The organism is Plantibacter sp. Leaf1 (assembly GCF_001421315.1).
Lineage (GTDB): Bacteria > Actinomycetota > Actinomycetes > Actinomycetales > Microbacteriaceae > Plantibacter.
Map to the genome: position 1 here is coordinate 1,269,447 of NZ_LMJX01000002.1, position 19,385 is coordinate 1,288,831.

The 19,385-nt window shown below is 69.3% G+C and carries 17 protein-coding genes; 6 read left to right on the plus strand and 11 right to left on the minus strand.

All coding sequences use genetic code 11. From position 1 onward, the window contains the following. Positions 1-22: 22 nt before the first annotated feature. Both ASE44_RS08210 and ASE44_RS08215 read right to left on the minus strand, forming a co-directional pair. A complete protein-coding gene (locus tag ASE44_RS08210) occupies positions 23-517 on the minus strand; it encodes a DUF6121 family protein (RefSeq protein ID WP_056778793.1) in 495 nt (164 codons plus the stop codon). A gap of 2 nt (positions 518-519) precedes the next feature. Beyond that, the gene (locus ASE44_RS08215; RefSeq protein WP_056778794.1) at positions 520-1,530 is read right to left on the minus strand and encodes a hypothetical protein; all 1,011 of its coding nucleotides are present in this window, start codon (positions 1,528-1,530) and stop codon (positions 520-522) included. Between the two features lie 261 nt (positions 1,531-1,791). Between ASE44_RS08215 and ASE44_RS08220 the strand changes: the two genes are divergently transcribed. Beyond that, positions 1,792-2,793 carry an amidase domain-containing protein gene (locus ASE44_RS08220; RefSeq protein WP_056778795.1) on the plus strand — a complete coding sequence of 334 codons (1,002 nt, stop codon included), beginning with the start codon at positions 1,792-1,794 and terminating at the stop codon, positions 2,791-2,793. A 19-nt stretch (positions 2,794-2,812) separates the two neighbouring features. Here the strand turns inward: ASE44_RS08220 and ASE44_RS08225 are convergent, their stop codons facing one another. The 6 genes from ASE44_RS08225 to ASE44_RS08250 all read right to left on the minus strand — a co-directional run bounded on the left by ASE44_RS08225 (position 2,813) and on the right by ASE44_RS08250 (position 13,673). Beyond that, positions 2,813-3,577 (minus strand): hypothetical protein, encoded by a 765-nt coding sequence (locus tag ASE44_RS08225; protein ID WP_056778796.1) that lies wholly within the window; start codon positions 3,575-3,577, stop codon positions 2,813-2,815. A 112-nt stretch (positions 3,578-3,689) separates the two neighbouring features. Next, positions 3,690-7,571 (minus strand): DNA-directed RNA polymerase subunit beta', encoded by a 3,882-nt coding sequence (locus tag ASE44_RS08230; RefSeq protein WP_056008241.1) that lies wholly within the window; start codon positions 7,569-7,571, stop codon positions 3,690-3,692. 45 nt (positions 7,572-7,616) lie between these two features. Further along, a complete protein-coding gene (gene rpoB / locus ASE44_RS08235; RefSeq protein ID WP_056008244.1) occupies positions 7,617-11,108 on the minus strand; it encodes a DNA-directed RNA polymerase subunit beta in 3,492 nt (1,163 codons plus the stop codon). Positions 11,109-11,344: 236 nt separating this feature from the next. Further along, a complete protein-coding gene (locus ASE44_RS18935) occupies positions 11,345-12,214 on the minus strand; it encodes a biotin-dependent carboxyltransferase family protein (RefSeq protein WP_056778805.1) in 870 nt (289 codons plus the stop codon). After that, positions 12,211-12,891, minus strand: coding sequence for an allophanate hydrolase subunit 1 (locus tag ASE44_RS18940; protein WP_235522568.1), 681 nt, complete (start codon positions 12,889-12,891; stop codon positions 12,211-12,213). Before ASE44_RS18940 ends, ASE44_RS18935 begins: the two co-directional genes overlap by 4 nt. Next, a complete protein-coding gene (locus tag ASE44_RS08250) occupies positions 12,885-13,673 on the minus strand; it encodes a 5-oxoprolinase subunit PxpA (protein WP_056778809.1) in 789 nt (262 codons plus the stop codon). The genes ASE44_RS18940 and ASE44_RS08250 overlap by 7 nt, the downstream gene beginning before the upstream one ends. Before the next feature lie 55 nt (positions 13,674-13,728). Here ASE44_RS08250 and ASE44_RS08255 point away from each other — a divergent pair, with 55 nt between their 5' ends. From ASE44_RS08255 to ASE44_RS08275, 5 genes are all read left to right on the plus strand, one after another. Beyond that, a complete protein-coding gene (locus tag ASE44_RS08255; RefSeq protein WP_056778812.1) occupies positions 13,729-14,583 on the plus strand; it encodes a spermidine synthase in 855 nt (284 codons plus the stop codon). 2 nt (positions 14,584-14,585) lie between these two features. After that, positions 14,586-15,809 carry a sorbosone dehydrogenase family protein gene (locus ASE44_RS08260; RefSeq protein ID WP_056778815.1) on the plus strand — a complete coding sequence of 408 codons (1,224 nt, stop codon included), beginning with the start codon at positions 14,586-14,588 and terminating at the stop codon, positions 15,807-15,809. 73 nt (positions 15,810-15,882) lie between these two features. Beyond that, complete coding sequence (locus ASE44_RS08265; RefSeq protein WP_056008258.1) at positions 15,883-16,407, plus strand: SprT-like domain-containing protein; 525 nt, start codon at positions 15,883-15,885, stop codon at positions 16,405-16,407. After that, positions 16,404-16,970, plus strand: coding sequence for a DUF1697 domain-containing protein (locus ASE44_RS08270; protein WP_056778817.1), 567 nt, complete (start codon positions 16,404-16,406; stop codon positions 16,968-16,970). The genes ASE44_RS08265 and ASE44_RS08270 overlap by 4 nt, the downstream gene beginning before the upstream one ends. An 86-nt stretch (positions 16,971-17,056) precedes the next feature. Further along, entirely contained in the window at positions 17,057-17,878 is an 822-nt protein-coding gene (locus ASE44_RS08275) for a TspO/MBR family protein (RefSeq protein WP_056778825.1), read from the plus strand. 28 nt (positions 17,879-17,906) lie between these two features. Here ASE44_RS08275 and ASE44_RS08280 read toward each other — a convergent pair whose 3' ends face one another. Genes ASE44_RS08280 through ASE44_RS08290 form a run of 3 tightly spaced genes read right to left on the minus strand, consistent with a single transcriptional unit; the run spans position 17,907 to position 19,372 of the window. After that, entirely contained in the window at positions 17,907-18,410 is a 504-nt protein-coding gene (locus tag ASE44_RS08280) for a DinB family protein (protein ID WP_056778828.1), read from the minus strand. Next, positions 18,410-18,712, minus strand: a complete 303-nt coding sequence (locus tag ASE44_RS08285) for a DUF427 domain-containing protein (RefSeq protein WP_056778833.1) — start codon at positions 18,710-18,712, stop codon at positions 18,410-18,412. The genes ASE44_RS08280 and ASE44_RS08285 overlap by 1 nt, the downstream gene beginning before the upstream one ends. A 9-nt stretch (positions 18,713-18,721) precedes the next feature. Continuing rightward, complete coding sequence (locus tag ASE44_RS08290) at positions 18,722-19,372, minus strand: 2-phosphosulfolactate phosphatase (RefSeq protein WP_056778841.1); 651 nt, start codon at positions 19,370-19,372, stop codon at positions 18,722-18,724. Positions 19,373-19,385 lie beyond the last annotated feature (13 nt).

Here is a 19,385-nt window from a genome sequence, read left to right on the forward strand (position 1 = left end):
TCGGCGCGTGAGCCCGCCGCGATCAGATGCCGCCGTGCTCCCACGGCCACCGCGGTGTCGGCCGGCCGCCGGTCGACGAGGTCGCCACCGCGGCTGCGGCGAGCACGATGACGAGGGCGAGCACCCCGACGGTCACCGAGAACGGCCCTGTCAGCGTCGTGACCGCGAACGCGGCAGCATCGGCTCCGTCCCGACTCGCCACCGCATCGAAGATCCCGCCACTGACCCCGTAGGCGAGCCACGCGAGCAGCCCGGCCAGGACGGCCGATCCCACCGAGACGCGCACCGGCGTCCGGCGCGTCTCGCGGATGATCGCCCAGAGCACCACGAGTGCGGCCACGACGACCATCAACGGGCCGGTCAGCGGCCCCGCGTCCGGATCGGTGACCACGTCGAGATCCGCCAGCAGACTGATGAAGCCGAACGCGCAGACGACGAGCGCGACATAAGTAATCGCCGCGAACGGAGCGACCCACCAGGGCCCTGGTGCCCCGTGCTCCCGCTCGCGGTCGGTCATGCTCAGCGGGCGGTGGTCGGTCCGGCCTCGAGGACACGCTCGTACTCGGCGCGGGCCTCGAGGTTGGCCTCACGGACCTTGCGTCCGCGGGCGGCGATCCAGCCGCCGAACCAGACGGGGATCTCGCGGGCGACGACGAACGCCAGGACCGGTCCGAAGGTGAACGCGACGCCGGTCACTTCGGCGAGCACCTCGTCGACACTCAGCGTCCACGCGCGCTCCTGGATGAGGAATCCGCCGACCCAAGCGAGGAAGACGACCAGTCCGATGATGAAGCCGCCGAGCACCCAGTGCACCCAGCCGGAACGGTTGACGATCGTGGCCGTGACCACCCAGGACAGGAAGAACCCGGCGGTCGCCAGCAGGAAGGGCCAACTGGTGGAGATCGTGATGAGGTTCTCGACGAAGGTGCCGTCGCCCTCGAGGACGAGCTGGAGACCCGCGACGGCGGCTGCGTACAGGCCGGCGAAGATGATGGTGCCGAGCAGACCGATGAGGATGCCGAAGCCGCGGTTGCCGCGGACCTCGGGCTCCGACGGCGCCTGGACGTAGAGCGGGAAGGCCTGCTGCTGCTCCGTCTCCGTCGCGGCGGCGGTGTCGCTCGCTCCGGAGCGCGCGACCGGCTCGTAGGCTGCCGCCGGGTAGGGGTGCGCGCCGGTGTCGGCCTGCTGGGACGTCGCCGCAGTGGTCGACGTGGACGTGGTGTCGTCGTCGTCATCGACGTTCGAGTACGCGCGCTGCGGGGTGTGCGGGCGGTACGGGCGCGTCTCGCGGACACCGGCTTCGGCGTCACTGCGAGCTGCCGCGCGTCGGTCCTCGACGACCGGGTCGGCGCCGACGCCGTCCGCCGTCGTGATGGTGTCCTGCTGGACGGTGTCTTCGGAGAGGATGTCGCGCTCGACCACGGGGTCACCGCTCGCGGTGGTGGGACGGGCGGTACCAGACGCGGTCTGGGCAGCCGCCGGAGTGGTCGGGTCGGTCGACGATCCGGGCTCGGGGTTCTGGGTGCTCATCGCGTACTCCTTCGGCGGAAGCCTGTTCAGGAGCGCCCGCACGGCGCTCCGTCCGCCACGGTAGCAACACCGGGACGCGATGCCCGGCAAGCTCGCCGGGCACGCGGCACTCCCGTCCGCCGCGATTCAGGTCTGATTCATATCCGACGGAAACGGTCCCCTCAGCTCCGAGCGATTGAGTGGGACTCACAACAGACACTTGTCGGATCAACGCCGATCCCGCGACGCCGCTCCCCCACGGCGCATCCCCGGAAAGGCACCATGCCAGAGCAGCTCCCCCACGCCCAGCGCGACGACGCCCGTGCCCACTCACCGCTCCGTCGCCTCTCGGCCCGGTACCGCGGCCTGCCCCTCCGCGGACGCCGCGTCGTCGCCGGTGCTGCTGCCGGTGCCGCCCTGCTCCTCGCCACAGCGGTCATCGCGCCGCTCGCGGTGAACGGAACCGGCTCGCCGCAGTCAGAAGCCGCCGCGCAATCGGACGGCGATCCGGCGCTGTCGGTCCCCGCGTCCACGGTGAACGCCACGGCGGTCACCGCGATCTCCGAGACGACCGGCCCCGTCGCCGGCGGCAGCACGGTGACCGTCAGCGGCGTCGACGTGGACGGCGTCACCCGGGTCGTCTTCGGCGCACAAGAGGCCGAGATCCTGTCGGCGACGAGCACCGAGGTGACCGTCGCGGTACCGGCCGCGTCGGACTTCTCCCCTGCCGACGTCGGCATCGCCGTGTACGCGGACGACCTCCGGATCGATGGCGACACGCTGAGCTACCGCTACGACATCATGAGTCCCGTCGACACGCAGATGGCCTACGTCTTCGCGCACTGGGACGACTACAACCTCGCCGAATACGGCTCGCTCCCCGACACCGACTGCGCGAACTTCGCCAGCCAGAGTCTCATCGAGCGCGGGTGGACGATGGACGAGGACTGGTGGGCCGAGGGGACGGGCGAGGACTTCGACTTCTCGAAGGCCTGGGTCAGTTCCACGTTCTTCATGAACTACCTGGAGGAGCGCCCGGACCTCGCCACCGCCCTCGACGACACGCAGCGCGACCAGGTGAAGGTCGGCGACATCGTGCAGTTCGACTGGGACGACAGCGGCGACCGCGACCACACGGGCATCGTGTCCAAGGTCGAGACCACGGCTGCCGGAACCCAGGTGTACTACGCCGGGCACACCGACGACACCGACTACCGCACCGTCGACGAGGCCATCACCGTCCTGCACCCCGGCGCGGACGTGTACTACTGGAGCATCGCCTAGCCCGAAGCGGGACCCGGTCTCAGGCGGGGAAGAGCGTGGAGACGATCGTCTGCGTCCAGCCGGTGATGGACGTGTTCGACCAGCGGGTCGCGATCCACGTACCGTCGCGGAGGAAGTGGCGCTCCCCGTAGGTCCCGGCGTCCTCGGTCGTCTCGGTGAAGCACATCGTGCCGCCGGTCTCCTCGGAGCAGGTGAACCCGGCCTCGTTCATCCGCGCGATCGCAGCAGTCTGCGTGGCGGCGTCGACCACCAGCACGTTCGTCGTGATCCCGAGGTCCCCACCGCCACTCGACTTGACGAGGATGCAGTTGAGGCGGTCGGTGTTCGCCGAGATGACGGCCACGAGCGCGTTGTCGTTCGACCCGATGAACTCCGTCGCGAGATCCGGCTGTGCCCACGCAGGGTTGAGCTCGAGGATCCCGCCCTCGGTCACCGAATCGATGTACCCGGCGGGGAAGAGCTGCGTGCAGTCGGTCGGTCGCACGGGCGCGGCGGGCACGGCGTCCGTCGCGGTCGGCGCCGGAGTCGGCTCCGCGGTGGCCGTCACGGTCGGCGTGCCGGTGGCGTCCGTCGCGGGCGTACCGCCCTGACCGACGACGAGGAGGCCGATGACGACGACGAGCGCGATCACGAGCACGGCGGCCAGCACGCTCAGCCAGATGACGAGGGGGTTCCGCTTCCGCTTCGGCGCCGGTGCGCCGTACCGGATGTCCGGCTGCGCCGCTGCCGAGTCCGGTTCCAGGGGCTGGAAGGAACCGGTGGGCTGCTCGGGCTGATCGCTCATCCCCTCAGCATGTCGGCCCCGGCCCGCCCGCACAACTCGGGCGTCCCCCACAACGGCGGAAGGCCCGCCCTGCATGATGCAGGGCGGGCCTTCCGGTTGAGTCGTTCAACCCCTAGTTGTAGTTCCCGGGGGTGAAGTCGTCGGAGCTGAAGCTGTCGAAGTCGACGAAGCTCAGGTCGGACTCGTTGAACGCGCCGTCCTCACCGAAGATGCGGTTCGGGTAACGCTCCGCCTTCGCCTCTTCAGTGGCCTCGACCGTCACGTTGCGGTAGCGCGCCAGGCCGGTACCGGCCGGGATGAGCTTACCGATGATGACGTTCTCCTTGAGGCCGACCAGCGGGTCGCTCTTGCCTTCCATGGCGGCCTGCGTGAGGACACGCGTGGTCTCCTGGAAGGAAGCGGCCGACAGCCACGACTCGGTCGCGAGGGAGGCCTTGGTGATACCCATGACCTCCTGGCGAGCCGACGCGGTGCGACGACCCTCCGACACGGCCGAGCGGTTGAGCTCGGCGTAGCGCAGGCGGTCGACGAGCTCGCCGGGCAGCAGGTCGGTGTCGCCGTGGTCGACGACGGTCACCTTCCGCAGCATCTGGCGCACGATGACCTCGATGTGCTTGTCGTGGATCGGGACACCCTGCGAGCGGTACACGCCCTGGACGCCACCGACGAGGTGCTTCTGGACCTCGCGGACGCCCTGCACACGCAGGACCTCCTTGGGGTCGACCGCACCGACGTGGATCTTCTGACCGAGCTCGACGTGCTGGCCGTCCTCGACGAGGAGGACCGCACGCTTCAGCACCGGGTAGACGACCGGCTCGTCGCCGTTGTCGGGCGTCAGGATGACCTTGCGCGACTTGTCGTTCTCGTCGATCGTGATGCGACCGGCGGCCTCGGCGATCGGGGTCGCACCCTTGGGGGTACGCGCCTCGAACAGCTCCTGCACGCGGGGCAGACCCTGCGTGATGTCGTCTGCCGACGCGGAACCACCGGTGTGGAAGGTACGCATCGTCAGCTGGGTACCGGGCTCACCGATCGACTGGGCCGCGATGATGCCGACGGCCTCGCCGATGTCGACGAGCTTGCCCGTGGCGAGCGAGCGGCCGTAGCAGGCTGCACACACACCGACGGTCGACTCGCAGGTCAGGACCGAGCGCACCTTGATGTTCTCGACACCGGCCGACACGAGCTTGTCGATGAGCACGTCACCGACGTCCTCGCCGGCCTCGGCGACGACCTCACCCTTCGGGTTGACCGCAGCGGCGGCCAGCGAACGGGCGAACACGGAGTTCTCCACGTTCGGGTCGCGCACGAGCTCACCCGAGCTGTCGGCGTTCGCGATCGCGAGCTCGAGACCCTTGGTCGTGCCGCAGTCGTCTTCGCGGATGATGACATCCTGCGAGACGTCGACGAGACGACGCGTGAGGTATCCCGAGTCGGCGGTACGGAGCGCCGTGTCAGCCAGACCCTTACGGGCACCGTGGGTCGCGATGAAGTACTCCGCGACCGACAGTCCCTCACGGTAGGAGGAGATGATCGGGCGAGGGATGATCTCACCCTTCGGGTTGTTCACCAGGCCTCGCATACCCGCGATGTTGCGGATCTGCAGCCAGTTACCACGAGCACCCGACGACACCATGCGGTTGATGGTGTTGTCCGCCGGGAAGTTCGCGCGCATGGCCTCGGCGACCTTCTCGGTGGCCTCCGTCCAGATCTTGATGAGCTCCTGACGACGCTCGGCATCCGTGGTCAGACCCTTGTCGAACTGGCTCTGGACCTTGGCGGCCTGCTTCTCGTAGCCCTGGACGATCTCCCGCTTGTTCGGCGGGGTCAGGACGTCGCTGAGCGCAACGGTCACACCGGAACGCGTCGCCCAGTGGAAACCGGCGTCCTTGATGTTGTCGAGCGTGGCCGCGACGACCGTCTTCGGGTACCGCTCCGCGAGGTCGTTGACGATCGAGGACAGCTTGCCCTTGTCCGCCACGTCCTCGACGTAGGGGTAGTCCGCCGGCAGCGCCTCGTTGAAGAGTGCGCGACCGAGCGTGGTCTCGACGAGTGCGACGCCGGAACCCTCGTAGCCCTCGGGCCCCGTGCCTTCGGCGAACGTCACGTCGGTCAGACGGATGCGCACCTTGGCGTTGAGGTCGAGCGAGCCCTGGTCCTTCGCGAGGATCGCCTCGGCGACCGACGAGAAGGCACGACCCTCACCCTCGACACCCTCCTTGAGGGTGGTGAGGTGGTGGAGGCCGATGATCATGTCCTGCGTGGGCAGGGTGACCGGGCGGCCGTCGGACGGCTTCAGGATGTTGTTCGACGCGAGCATCAGGATGCGCGCCTCGGCCTGGGCCTCGACGGACAGCGGGAGGTGGACAGCCATCTGGTCGCCGTCGAAGTCCGCGTTGAACGCGGCGCACACGAGCGGGTGCAGCTGGATGGCCTTGCCCTCGACGAGCTGAGGCTCGAACGCCTGGATGCCGAGACGGTGCAGCGTGGGCGCACGGTTCAGCAGCACGGGGCGCTCGCGGATGATCTCCTCCAGCACGTCCCAGACCTCGGGACGGCTGCGCTCGACCATGCGCTTCGCGGCCTTGATGTTCTGAGCGTGGCTCAGGTCGATCAGGCGCTTGATGACGAACGGCTTGAAGAGCTCCAGCGCCATCTGCTTGGGCAGACCACACTGGTGCAGCTTCAGCTGCGGGCCGACGATGATGACCGAACGGCCGGAGTAGTCGACGCGCTTGCCGAGGAGGTTCTGGCGGAAACGACCCTGCTTCCCCTTCAGCATGTCGCTGAGGGACTTCAGGGCGCGGTTGCCGGTACCGGTGACGGGGCGACCACGGCGACCGTTGTCGAACAGGGCGTCGACGGCCTCCTGCAGCATCCGCTTCTCGTTGTTGACGATGATCTCGGGAGCCCCGAGGTCGAGCAGACGACGCAGACGGTTGTTGCGGTTGATCACACGACGGTAGAGGTCGTTGAGGTCGGAGGTCGCGAAGCGGCCACCGTCGAGCTGCACCATCGGACGGAGCTCCGGCGGGATCACGGGGACCACGTCGAGCACCATCGCGGCCGGCGAGTTGCCGGTAATGAGGAACGAGTTGACCACGCGCAGACGCTTGATGGCGCGGATCTTCTTCTGACCCTTGCCCTCCGCGATCTGGTGGTGGAGCAGCTCGGACTCGGCGGCGAGGTCGAAGGACAGCAGGCGCTTCTTGACCGCCTCGGCACCCATGTAGGCCTCGAAGTACAGGCCGAAGCGGTCCTGCAGCTCGTGGAACACGGAGTCCTCGGGCTTGAGGTCGCCGACCTTGAGGTTGCGGAAGTCCTCCCAGACGCGCTCGAGGTGAGCGATCTGCTCGTCGTAGGACTTGCGGGTCTGGCTCATCTCCTTCTCGGCGGCGTCCTTGGTGCGACGCTTCTGCTCGCTCTTGGCGCCTTCCTCCTCGAGGGCGACGAGGTCGTCCTCGAGCTTCTTCAGGCGGTCTGCGATGCGCGAGTCGCGCTGGTCGCCGAGCGTCTTGATCTCGAGGCGGAGCTCGTTCTCAAGGCCGGGCATGTCCTGGTGACGTGCGTCCTCGTCCACATCGATGACCATGTAGGCCGCGAAGTAGATGACCTTCTCGAGGTCCTTGGGCGCCATGTCCAGCAGGTAGCCGAGGCGCGAAGGGACACCCTTGAAGTACCAGATGTGCGTGACCGGGGCGGCGAGTTCGATGTGGCCCATGCGCTCACGGCGCACCGACGACTTCGTGACCTCGACACCGCAGCGCTCGCACACGATGCCCTTGAAGCGGACCCGCTTGTACTTGCCGCAGGCGCACTCCCAGTCGCGGGAAGGACCGAAGATCTGCTCACCGAACAGACCGTCCTTCTCGGGCTTGAGGGTGCGGTAGTTGATGGTCTCGGGCTTCTTGACCTCTCCGTGCGACCAGGCACGGATGTCGTCTGCGGTGGCCAGACCAATGCGAAGCTCGTCAAAAGTTGTGACGTCGAGCAATGTATCTCCTATGAAAGGTTTCGTCAGTCTCTACAGTGGTCAGGCTTAGATCTCGTCGATGGACGACGACTCGAACCTGGAGGAAATGTTGATCCCGAGCTCCTCGGCGGCGCGGAAGGCGTCGTCGTCGGTGTCGCGCAGGCTCACCGCGGTGCCGTCGGCCGAGAGGACCTCGACGTTCAAGCACAGCGACTGCATTTCCTTGATGAGCACCTTGAAGCTCTCGGGGATACCCGGCTCCTGGATGTTCTCGCCCTTGACGATGGCCTCGTACACCTTGACGCGGCCGAGGATGTCGTCGGACTTGATGGTCAGGAGCTCCTGGAGCGCGTACGCGGCTCCATAGGCCTCGAGGGCCCAGACCTCCATCTCACCGAAGCGCTGTCCACCGAACTGAGCCTTACCACCGAGCGGCTGCTGCGTGATCATCGAGTACGGACCCGTCGAACGCGCGTGGATCTTGTCGTCCACGAGGTGGTGCAGCTTGAGGATGTACATGTAGCCGACCGAGACCGGCGCCGGGAACGGCTCGCCGGAGCGGCCGTCGAACAGACGGGCCTTTCCGGAGGAACCGATGAGGCGGTCACCGTCGCGGGTGACGTTGGTCGAATCGAGCAGACCGGCGATCTCCTCCTCGGAAGCGCCGTCGAACACCGGGGTCGCGACCTTGGTGTTCGGCTCCGCCGAGTGGGCGGCCGCGGGCAGCTTCTTCGCCCAGGACGGCTTGCCCTCGACGTTCCAGCCCTGCTTCGCGATCCAACCCAGGTGGATCTCGAGGACCTGGCCGAAGTTCATTCGACCGGGGATGCCGAGCGGGTTGAGGATGACGTCGACCGGCGTGCCGTCCTCGAGGAACGGCATGTCCTCGACGGGCAGGATCTTCGCGATGACACCCTTGTTGCCGTGACGGCCGGCGAGCTTGTCGCCCTCGGTGATCTTGCGCTTCTGGGCGATGTAGACGACCACACGCTGGTTGACGCCCGAGCCGAGCTCGTCGTCGCCGTCCTGTGCGTCGAACACCTTGACCGCGATGATCGTTCCGGCTTCACCGTGGGGCACCTTCAGCGAGGTGTCGCGGACTTCGCGGCTCTTCTCGTTGAAGATGGCGCGGAGCAGGCGCTCCTCGGCGGAGAGCTCGGTCTCACCCTTCGGCGTGACCTTGCCGACGAGGATGTCGCCGGGGCGGACCTCGGCACCGATGCGGATGATGCCGCGCTCGTCGAGGTCCTTGAGCAGCTCCGGGCTGACGTTCGGGAGATCACGGGTGATCTCCTCCTTGCCGAGCTTGGTGTCGCGCGCGTCGACCTCGTACTCCTCGATGTGGATCGAGGAGAGGATGTCGTCCTTCACCAGGTTCTGGCTGAGGATGATCGCGTCCTCGAAGTTGTGACCCTCCCACGTCATGAAGGCGACGAGGAGGTTCTTGCCGAGCGCGAGCTCGCCGTTCTCCGTGGCGGGGCCGTCGGCGATGACCTCGCCGGCCTCGATGCGTGCACCCTCGGAGACGATGACGCGGTTGTTGTAGCTCGTGCCCTGGTTGGAGCGGTCGAACTTGCGCAGGTAGTAGGTCTGCGTGCCACCCTCGTCGAGCTGGATCGTGACGGACTCTGCCGACACCTCCTGCACGACGCCGGCCTTGTCGGCCGTGACGACGTCACCGGCGTCGATGGCCGCATAGCCCTCCATACCGGTACCGACGAGCGGCGAGTCCGACATGAGGAGCGGGACGGCCTGACGCTGCATGTTCGCACCCATGAGTGCGCGGTTCGCGTCGTCGTGCTCGAGGAACGGGATGAGCGACGTCGCGACCGACACCATCTGGCGCGGGGAGACGTCCATGTAGCCGATCTCCTCGGACGGGATGAGGTCGACCTCGCCGCCCTTCTTCCGGGCGAGGACGCGGTCCTCCTGGAAGTGGCCGTCGCTCTTCAGGGGAGCGTTGGCCTGCGCGACGATGAAGTTGTCCTCTTCCATCGCGGTCAGGTAGTCGATGTCCTCGGTGACCCGGCCGTCGACGACGCGACGGTACGGGGTCTCGATGAACCCGAACGAGTTGATCCGCGCGAACGATGCGAGCGAACCGATCAGGCCGATGTTCGGGCCTTCCGGGGTCTCGATCGGGCACATGCGGCCGTAGTGCGACGGGTGGACGTCTCGCACCTCGACGCCTGCACGCTCACGCGACAGACCACCGGGGCCGAGCGCCGAGAGACGACGCTTGTGGGTCAGACCCGCGAGCGGGTTGTTCTGGTCCATGAACTGCGACAGCTGCGAGGTTCCGAAGAACTCCTTGATCGCGGCGACGACGGGGCGCACGTTGATCAGGGTCTGCGGCGTGATCGCCTCGATGTCCTGCGTGGTCATGCGCTCGCGGACGACGCGCTCCATGCGGGACAGGCCGGTGCGGACCTGGTTCTGGATGAGCTCGCCGACGGCGCGGATGCGACGGTTGCCGAAGTTGTCGATGTCGTCCGTGTCGAGACGGAGGTCGACCGGCTTGCCGTTGCGGACACCCGGGAGGGTGGCCGTTCCGCGGTGGAGGGCGACGAGGTACTTGATCGTGGCGACGATGTCGTCGTTCGTCAGGACGGAGTCGCTGAGCGGCTTGTCGAGTCCGAGCTTGTTGTTGATCTTGTACCGGCCGACCTTCGCGAGGTCGTAGCGCTTCGAGTTGAAGTAGAAGTTGTCGAGGAGCGCACGCGCGGCCTCGGCAGCGACCTGCTCGCCCGGACGGAGCTTGCGGTAGATGTCGCGGAGCGCGTCCTCCTTGGTGAGGATCGTGTCCTTCTCGAGGGTGAGTTCGATGGACTCGTAGCCCTTGAACTCCTCGAGGATCTCCTCGCTCGTCATGCCGAGCGCCTTGAGGAACACGGTGACGGACTGCTTGCGCTTGCGGTCGATGCGGACGCCGACCTGATCGCGCTTGTCGATCTCGAACTCGAGCCAGGCACCGCGGCTCGGGATGACGCGAGCGGAGAAGATGTCCTTGTCGGAGGTCTTCTCCTGAGCCGACTCGAAGTAGACGCCCGGGCTGCGGACGAGCTGCGAGACGACGACACGCTCGGTGCCGTTGATGATGAAGGTACCGCGCTCCGTCATGAGCGGGAAGTCGCCCATGAAGACCGTCTGCGTCTTGATCTCACCGGTGAGGTGGTTCATGAACTCGGCCTCGACGTAGAGCGGGGCCGCGTAGGTCTTGCCGCGCTCCTTGCACTCGTCGATGGAGTACTTCTCGGGCTCGAGGTACGGGTTGGCGAAGGAGAGCTGCATCGTCTCGCCGAGGTCCTCGATGGGAGAGATCTCCTCGAAGATCTCGTCGAGGCCGCTCTTCGTCGGCAGGTCCTGCCGGCCGGCCTGGGTGGCTTCAGCGACGCGTGCCTTCCACACGTCGTTGCCGACCAGCCAGTCGAAGCTTTCGGTCTGCAGAGCCAGGAGGTCTGGAACCGTCAGCGTGTCGGTGATCTTCGCGAACGAGAGGCGGGATGCTCCGCGGCCGTTCTTGGGTGAGTTGGTGGTTGCGTTGCGCGCAGCAGCCAAGGGGATAACCTCCGGAGGCCTGTTGGGGGCCGAGTTACTGGTCGTCAGTGGAGTTACTCACCAGAAAGGAACATGTGGCGGGTTGAACCCGCACACCAGCCGACCGCAATATGAAGGCATAGAGATTCTGGGAGCGCAAAGAACAACTATATGCCGGAATCTGCGGCGTGTCTACTGTTTCCTTGACGAGTTTTCGACTTTCCGGTATAACCGCCGGGCCGACCCCGCTGTCGCCCTCAGGTCCGGCTGAACCGCACCCGCTGGCCGGGCCGCAGCTGCGCCAGGAGGTCGCGGTCCGCCGGCCGCACGACCGCGATGACGGGGTATCCGCCGGTGACGGGGTGGTCGGCCAGGAGGATCGTCGGCAACCCGCTCGGTGGCACCTGCACGGCGCCCGCGACCATGCCCTCGCTCGGCAGTTCGCGACCCGGGTCCCGCCGTCCGAGGGGCGTCCCGTCGAGGCGCATCCCGATGCGGTCGGCGTCGGCCGTCACGGTCCAGGGCTGCTCGACGAACCGCCGGAGGGAGTCGTCGTCGAACCAGTCCACCCGAGGTCCCGGCGTGACCCGCACGAGCCGCTCCCCGGCGTCCGGCCGCGTCCAGGGGGCGATGTCGAGCACCGGGATGCGACGGCGCGGGGTCGGCAGGACGGTGAGTCGATCGCCGGTGGCGACCGGATCGGGGCCGAGGCCGGCCAGGGTGTCCGTCGATCGCGAGCCGAGGAGCTGCGGGCCGTCGAAGCCGCCCCGGACGGCGAGGAGGGAGCGCAGGCCGTGCGTCGCCGCGCCGAGCTCGACCCTGGAGCCGGCCGGCACCAGGACGGCGCGGTGCCCGTCGACCGGGCGGCCGTCGACCGTGATCGGGCCCCAGGCGCCGGTCACCGCGACCCACAGGTCGACGTCCGGGACGGCGGCGAACGGGCCCAGCACGATCTCCAGCGCCGCACGGCCCTCCGGGTTGCCCACGAGGCGGTTGGCGAGGCGCAGCGCTCCGCGATCGAGCGCGCCGGACGCACCGACCCCGAGCGAGGCCGCACCGGGGCGCCCCAGATCCTGGAGTGTGGCGGACGGCCCGGCGGTCTCCACGAGCAGCGTCCCGCCCATCATGCGGTGACCTGCACGAAGCGCACCCGGTCCCCGGGGACGAGCCGGGCCGGTGGGTCCGCCGCGGTGTCCCACAGCACGGTGTCGGTGCGCCCGATGATGCGCCATCCACCGGGCGAGGACCGGGGGTAGACCCCGCTGAACGCCCCGGCCAGCGCCACCGCACCGGCGGGGACGGCCGTGCGCGGCACGCTCAGCCGCGGAACCTCGAGCGGCCACGCGGCTCCGCCGACGAGGTAGGCGAAACCGGGCGCGAACCCGCTGAACGCCACGGTCCAGACGCAACCGGTGTGCCGCGCGACGAGCCCGTCGGCGTCCATCCCCAGGAGGGCCGCGGTCTCCAGGAGGTCGGCGCCGTCGTAGCGGACCGGGATGACGACCTCCGGCCGATCCGATGCCGCTGCGGCGGATCCGATCGCGACTCCCCCGTCCGGCCGCAGCACCCGTTCCGCCGTCGTGAGCAACCAGGCGCCGACCGCGGCGAGCGCCGGCCCCCGCGCGTCCGTCACCGCGAGCACGGTCCGGGCGGCGGGTACGAGGTCGACGAGACCGTCCGGACGGGACGCGGCGAGCGCGCGGTGGACGAGGAGGACATCGTCGAGCGATCCGAGTTCGAGGAGGACCGCCTCCTCCCCCATCGCCCGGAGGACGGGACCGCCCGAGGTGTCCGCGGTCACCACGGTGCGACCAGCTCGACGCCGGCCGCCACGAGGGCCGCCCTGACCGCCGCCGCCATCGACACGGCTCCTGGGGTGTCACCGTGCACGCAGAGTGAGGCGGCTTCGAGTTCCCGTTCGACGCCGTCGACCGTGGTGATCCGACGGTCGAGGACGAGGGTGACGGCGCGGCGGGCGGCCTCCGTCTCGTCGGTCAGCAGGGCTCCCGGCTGATCACGTGGGACGAGCGAGCCGTCCGAGCGGTAGCCTCGGTCGACGAAGGCCTCCGCGACGAACCGGAGCCCGGCGGCTCGGACCTCCCCCTCGATGACGGAGCCGGGCATGCCGAGGACGGGGAGCGACCGCCCGAGCTCCTCGGAGGCCGCGAGCACCGCCCGCACGACCGCCGCCGCCTGGACCCGGTCGTCCGCGATGCGGTTGTACAGGGCTCCGTGCGGCTTCACGAACGCGAGCCGGGGTCCGTCGCCGTCGACCTCGCGGACCTCGTCGACCGCCCGGACGAGGGCCCGGAGCTGCTCCAGGACCTCGGCCTCGATCACCTCGGGCAGGACGTCCCGGTCGCGTCGGCCGAAGCCCGCCTCGTCCCGGTAGGAGGGATGGGCGCCGAGGGACACCGCGTTGGCCGTCGCGCGACGGACGGCGTCGCGCATGGACGTGTCGTCGCCGGCGTGGAAGCCGCAGGCGATGTTCGCGCTCGTGATCAGGGCGAACATCGCGTCGTCGTCGGCCGTCGCCGCACCGCGCCAGACCTCCCCGAGATCGCTGTTGAGGTCCACCTGGGCCACGGCCGCACCCTTCCCGCTCCGCCTCGTGCTGTCGCGGGAAGTCTAGGCTGGGGGCATGGACGAGGCACAGGTACGACTCGGCATCAGCGGTTACCTGGCCAGGATCGAGGCCGACCGCTTCGTGCCCGGCACCTACCAGCTGGTGGTCGACGGCACCCCGCAGTCCCACGTCAACCTCGACCAGCCCGAGGAGCTCTTCTTCGAGTACGTCCAGCGCATCGGCCACATCATCGACGAGATCGTCGAGCCCGGTCAGCCGATCACGGCCGTCCACCTGGGCGCCGGCGCGCTCACGCTCCCCCGTTACGTGGAGGCTACTCGGCCGGGATCGCGCCAGCAGGTCGTCGAACTCGAGCGGGAACTCATCGACCTCGTGCGTGAGCACCTGCCCTGGTCGAAGCGGGCGCAGATCCGGGTCCGCTACGGCGACGCTCGAGAGATCGTCGCGAAGCTGCCCCCGGGCCTCCGCGGCACGGTCGACCTCGTGGTCGTGGACATCTTCAGCGGCGCGAACACGCCGGCACACGTGACGAGCACGGAGTTCTACGCCTCGGCGGTCGAGCTGCTCTCGCCGACCGGCGTGATCGTCGTGAACGTCGCCGACGGTCGTGGCCTCGCCTTCGCCCGTGGGCAGGCCGCCACCCTGTCGGCGTCGGTGGCGCACGTGGCCGCACTGGCGGAGACGCAGATCCTCAAGGGACGGCGGTTCGGCAACGTCGTCCTCGTCGGCTCGAACACCGCCCTCCCACTCGACTTCCTGCCGCGACTCCTCGCCGCCGGGCCCCACCCGGCGAAGGCGGTCGCGGGCGCTGAGCTGCGTGCCTTCATCGCGGGTGCGCAGGTCGTGACAGACGAGACCGCCGTCCCCTCCCCGAACCCCGCCCAGGGCATCTTCCAGACGAAGGGCTGACCATGGCCAGCACGCAGACGCCGACACGACGGGGCCTGCGTGCGCCCGCCGCGCTCACCACCCTGTTCGCCGCCGCGCTGGCACTCGTCGCCTGCACGGAAGCCGAGCCCCGCTCGCCGGGCACGGCGGCGCTCTCCCCTTCCCCCGTGCCGAGCGAGTCGGCGTCGGCGCCCGCGGATCCCGTCGGGCCCGTCGCACCGACCGGTGCCGCCACCACCGTCGTCGGCGGCCTGGAAGCGCCCTGGTCGATGGTGAGGCTCCCCTCCGGCAGCACGCTCGTGAGTCAGCGCGACGCCGGCGACATCCTCGAACTCGTCAGCGGCGGAGACGTCCGTCAGCTCGGTGTCGTCCCGGGCGTCGCCGCCGGCGGGGAGGGTGGACTGCTGGGCCTCGCCGTGCTCACCCCGGAGCCGTCGACCGAGGACAGCACGTGGGTCTACGCCTACCTCACGACGGCCTCCGACAACCGCATCGTCCGGATGCCGCTCACGGGCGAGGCCGGCTCGTATGCCCTCGGCGCGGTCGACGAGGTGCTCGTGGGCATCCCGCGTGCAGGCAACCACAACGGCGGGCGCATCGCGTTCGGCCCGGACGGCATGCTCTACGCCACGGCCGGTGACGCCGGAGACCGGAGCCTCGCGCAGGACGGCGACAGCCTCGGTGGCAAGATCCTCCGGCTCACCCCGGAAGGGCAGGTACCGGCTGACAACCCCTTCCCCGGCTCAACCGTCTACTCCCTCGGCCACCGCAACCCGCAGGGCCTCGCCTGGGATCGTGACGGCGGACTCTGGGCGAGCGAGTTCGGACAGAACACCTGGGACGAGCTCAACCGCATCACACCGGGCGGTAACTACGGCTGGCCGATCGCCGAAGGGATCGCCGGAGCGGACGGCCTGATCGACCCGGTCGCGCAGTGGGCCACCGAGGACGCCAGCCCGAGCGGCCTGGCGATCGTCGACGACACGATCTTCATGGCGTCCCTCCGCGGCGAGCGCCTGTACGGGATCACCGACGGCGTGCACGTGCCGGCCGGGAGCACGACCCTCGTCGGCGTCGTGGACGCCGTCCCCTACCTCGTCGGCGAGTTCGGGAGGATCCGCGACGTCGTCGCCGGCCCGCCCGGGACGATCTGGATCCTCACCAACAACACGGACGGCCGCGGTTCACCGGGCGCCGACGACGACCGGATCGTCGAGCTCCCCCTCGAGCCGCTCGCACCGCGATGACCTGATCTCGCCACGCGGCGGGAAGGCCCGGTTCCTGCCCGGTGGTGTCGGTCGCCGGGGGTACCATCCAGGCATGGCAGAACTGAGTCGGGTCACGGCGTGGGCACAGGCCCTCATCGTGCTGCACCTCGACCCGGCGGTGTGGACGTTCGGATTCGACAACGCGAAGCGCCGAGCCGGTCTCTGCAACTTCACGACGAAGCGGATCACCGTCTCCCGGTACCTCGCCGCCCGCTACGACGACGACGAGATCCACCAGATCCTCCTGCACGAGGTCGCCCACGCGCTCGCCGGGGCGCGGGCCGGGCACGGGCCCAAGTGGCGCAAGGTCGCCGAGGAACTCGGCTACGAAGGCTCACGACTCCACGAGGGCCAGACCGCGGACGAGCTCGCGCCCTGGGTGGGCACCTGTCCGTCCGGACACGTCCTGTACCGGCACCGGCGCCCGAGCCGTGCCACCTCCTGTGGCAAGTGCTCGCGCTCGTACGACGAGCGGTTCCTCCTCAGCTGGGTGCACCGCGAGGTCACCCCGGCGATGCGCCGTCGTGCGGCCGCGTTCGACGGTTCGACCCCGAACGACCCGGCCGTCGGCTCGTGACCGGCGACCCGGTCCTCGCCGACCGCTGGATCGCGCTCCTGCGCGGGGTGAACGTCGGCGGTGTCACGATCCGCTCGGTGGAGCTCGCCGAGGTGTTCCGCTCGCTCGGATGCACGGAGGTGCGCACCGTCCTCGCGAGCGGCAACGTGGTCTTCACCGATCCCGGGCTCGCGCCCGCCGCGGCGACGACCGACACGCGGGGCGCGCTCAAGCTCCGCATCGAGCAGGCCCTGGCCGACGCCTTCGGCTACGAGGCCTGGATCGTCCTCAGCCATCAGCGTGCGCTCGCGGAGGTCGTCGGTGCCTATCCCTGGGCGGAGTCCGAGCACGTCCAGCCGTACGTCATGTTCTCCTCGGAGCAGGCCTCGCTCGACGCCCTGCTGGCGTTCGCCGAGACGGCCGGAGATCAGCCCGACCGGGTCTCCTCCGGCAACGGCGTCCTCTACTGGGAGGTCCCCAAGGGCTCGAGCACCGACACCGCGTTCGCGAAGGAGTCGTCGAAGGCCCGGTTCAAGCCGCATGTCACCACGCGCAACCTGCGGACGCTGCGCAAGCTCCTCTGAGCCGCCGCCGCAAGCCCCAACGAGGTGCCTCCTGGTGGCGTACGCTGAATTGATCAGCTAGCTGCACAATTCTGGAGGCACGCGTCATGACCGGCACCGAACGACCCACCACCGCAGACCGCGTCCGGCAGAGCGCCGTGGCCGTCAGCGCGGTCCTCGCGATCATCGGCTCGTACCTCGGGTCGGGCGCCGCCGGTGGCACGCAGATCCAGAACGCCGCGAACGGAGCCCTGAGCGCCTCGTCGACCCCGATCGCCCCCGACGGGCCGGCGTTCTCCATCTGGGGAATCATCTACCTCGGGCTCGTCGCCTACGCGGTCTGGCAGTTCCTGCCCTCGCAGACGACCCGCGAGCGCCACCGCCGTCTCGGCTCCTGGGTCGTCGCGAGCCTGCTGCTGAACGCGGCGTGGATCCTCGTCGTCCAGGCGGGGTTCCTGGTCCTCAGCGTGTTCGTGATCGTCGCGCTCCTCGTCGTCCTGGCGCGCATCTTCGTGATCGTGCTCCGCACCCGGCCGAGCGGCGTGGCCGACGCGATCATCACCGACGGCACGATGGGCCTCTACCTCGGTTGGGTGTGCGTCGCGACGGCGGCCAACCTCACCGCGGCGCTCGTCGGATCAGGGATCGGCAGCGCCGACGGGCCCGCCGCCGGCGTCTGGGCGATCGTCGTCCTCGCGGTCGCCGGCGCGGTCGGGGTCGTGCTCGCGGTCGTCGGTCGCGGACGTCTCGCCCCGATGCTGTCGCTCTGCTGGGGCCTCGCGTGGGTGGCCGTCGGCCGCTTCACCGGTGACCTCCTGTCGACCGAGGCGGGCGTCGCTGCGTCGATCGCCGCGGTCGTGGTCGCCGTCGTCACCGTGGCCGTCCGGGTCACCCGCGGACGCGACCGCGCGGCACTCGTCGACGCCTGACCAGCTGCAACTCGGCGGCCTAGGCGGGCTACTCGCCGGTGCGGCCGTCGAGCAGCTCGCGGAGGACGTCGAGGTGGCCGAGGTGCCTGGCGGTCTCCTCGATCATGTGGAGTTCGATCCACCGCAGCGTGAACCGTTGGTCGTTGCCGCGACAGCGGTCGTCGAGTCCGTACCGGGACGCCACCTCGCGGGACTCCGCGCACGCCGCCTCGTAGTCCGCGATGATCTCGGCCAGGCGGTCCTCGGCCGTGACCCGCCACTCGCCGTCGGGGTCGTCGTCGGTCCACCGCGCAGGCACGCCGGATTGCCCGTCCATGTCCTCGCGGAACCAGCTGCGCTCGACATCGGCGAGGTGCCGGATGACGCCCGACACCGTCGTGATGCTCGGCAGCAGTCGCCGGGCCGCGAGTTCGTCGGTGAGCCCACGCGCCTTCCAGACGATGCTGGCGCGCTGGAGATCGAGGAACCCCTCGATCGTCTCGCGTTCACCACCGCGCTCAGGCGGCTGCGGGCGGTCGCCCCAGTCGGCCATCAGTCGACGACCGAGACCTCGTTCCCGAAGGCGACGTAGCCGGAGAAGTCCTTGCCGACGCGGTCGAACGCCGTCGGGTACGGGGTCGGGTACGACCAGGCCACATCGGACTTGACCTCGCCGCCGTCGGTGACGCCCCAGTACTGGGCGTCGCCCTTCCACGGGCAGTGGTACTGGGTGTCGGTCTCGACGAAGCGCTCACGGTTGAGGCTCGACGGCGGGAAGTACCAGTTGCCCTCGATCTTGATGAGCTCCGATTCGGGGGCTTCGGCGAGGACGGTGGTTCCGAGGAGTGCGCGCATGGCCAGAGACTACGCCCGGAACACGGCTCCGTCCAGGACCGGGACGACGCTTGACACGTCGACCTCGCGCGCGGCCTGCACGTGTTGCGGGTGGCCGGACTGCGCGAGCTGCTGGGCGGTCGCCGAGGCCGACAGGAGGTGGCCGACGCCGTTGCGCAGGCCCTCGAAGGCGGCCGCGGCGGCAGCGGCTTCCGGCGAGGTGAAGTCGATGCCGCGGAGCCCGAGCGCCTCGATCACGGCGCCGGCACCGAAGAGGTCCTCGACGGCGAACCGCGTCTCGGCCGTGTCGTCGAGTTCGCCGACCGCGATGACGACGATGCTCGTACGTCGGCCGAGTTCGGCCTGCTTCGCGATGATCCAGTCCGCGACCGCCGAGCGGTTGCGGAGGCAGGCCGCGACGACCGTCGCACCGGTGTCGGCGAGGAGCGTGGCGATCTGCGCCGTCTCGCCGCGCTCGTCCAGCTCGGAGGCCGCGACCGTCTCGCCGGCACTCACCCGCTGCTCGAGGGAGGTCGTGGCATGGAGCACGTCGACGATCACCGCGACGTCCGCCGTCTCGACCCGGCCGGCCCCGGCGACACCCCAGTCGAACCGGACCTGGTACTTGGTCTGGGCGAAGGGCGGGTGGACGGGCGGCGGTGTGGCGGCTGCGGTACTCACCCGTTCATCGTAT

Coding starts and splice junctions, on each gene's coding strand:
- ASE44_RS08265 (WP_056008258.1), top strand. CDS start 15,883: ATGGCAGAACTGAGTCGGGTCACGGCGTGGGCACAGGCCCTCATCGTG.
- ASE44_RS08210 (WP_056778793.1), bottom strand. CDS start 517: ATGACCGACCGCGAGCGGGAGCACGGGGCACCAGGGCCCTGGTGGGTC.
- ASE44_RS08285 (WP_056778833.1), bottom strand. CDS start 18,712: ATGCGCGCACTCCTCGGAACCACCGTCCTCGCCGAAGCCCCCGAATCG.
- ASE44_RS08275 (WP_056778825.1), top strand. CDS start 17,057: ATGACCGGCACCGAACGACCCACCACCGCAGACCGCGTCCGGCAGAGC.
- ASE44_RS08280 (WP_056778828.1), bottom strand. CDS start 18,410: ATGGCCGACTGGGGCGACCGCCCGCAGCCGCCTGAGCGCGGTGGTGAA.
- ASE44_RS08215 (WP_056778794.1), bottom strand. CDS start 1,530: ATGAGCACCCAGAACCCCGAGCCCGGATCGTCGACCGACCCGACCACT.
- ASE44_RS08225 (WP_056778796.1), bottom strand. CDS start 3,577: ATGAGCGATCAGCCCGAGCAGCCCACCGGTTCCTTCCAGCCCCTGGAA.
- ASE44_RS18935 (WP_056778805.1), bottom strand. CDS start 12,214: ATGATGGGCGGGACGCTGCTCGTGGAGACCGCCGGGCCGTCCGCCACA.
- ASE44_RS08220 (WP_056778795.1), top strand. CDS start 1,792: ATGCCAGAGCAGCTCCCCCACGCCCAGCGCGACGACGCCCGTGCCCAC.
- ASE44_RS08260 (WP_056778815.1), top strand. CDS start 14,586: ATGGCCAGCACGCAGACGCCGACACGACGGGGCCTGCGTGCGCCCGCC.
- ASE44_RS08255 (WP_056778812.1), top strand. CDS start 13,729: ATGGACGAGGCACAGGTACGACTCGGCATCAGCGGTTACCTGGCCAGG.